At 49.4% G+C, this 814-nt stretch carries 1 protein-coding gene; it reads left to right on the top strand.

The annotated features are described in order from the left end of the window. On the top strand, positions 1–814 hold an 814-nt coding region (locus tag R7O13_RS25810; protein WP_318305066.1), incomplete at both ends, for a serine dehydratase subunit alpha family protein.

The following is an 814-nucleotide window of genomic DNA, read 5'->3' on the forward strand; positions in this document are numbered from 1 at the left end:
GAACGGGCAAGATAGGCCTCAAAATTGCCGCCTCAGTTGGTGCATTAGCTGGTGACCCAACAGCAGAACTGGAAGTGTTGGCTCGGATTAATGAGCAGGATGTCGCTGCTGCGCAACAATTGATAGATGAAGAGCGGGTAACTGTAGCGCGCATGGATACGCAAGAATTCATTTATTGCAGCGTAACGCTCACTTCTGGTGACGATGTTGTTTCGGTCACGATCAGTGGCGGTCACACCAACATTCTTCAGATCATGCGTAATGGCGACGTGATTTTTGATGCCCCATCACAGCAACGCGTTGCGACCGCTTCCGTTTGTGAAGGTGTGGATATTTCGATCAAACAAATCTATGAGTTTGCCACTCAAGCGCCTTTTGAAGAGATCAAATTTATTCTCCAAGCTGCAGAGCTAAATACCTTGCTGGCTCAAGAAGGTATCGACCGAGGTTACGGCCTAGAAATTGGACGCACGCTAAAAGGCAACATCGAGCAAGGCTTATTGGGCAATGACTTAATGAGTCGTATACAGATGATGACATCCGCGGCGTCTGATGCTCGCATGGGAGGGGCGACGTTGCCAGCCATGAGCAATTTCGGCAGTGGGAACCAAGGTATTGCCGCTACAATGCCAGTTGTAGTTGCGGCAGAAGCATTCCAAAACGACGAAGAACAGCTGGCTCGCGCGTTGATCATGAGCCATTTAGGGGCTATTTACATCAAATCTTATGACCCACCGTTATCCGCATTTTGTGGCAACCCTGTAACCAGTGCGGCGGCATCTATGGCGCTGGTATATTTAGCTCGTGGTACATT

This window comes from Vibrio sp. Y176 (assembly GCF_033438945.1).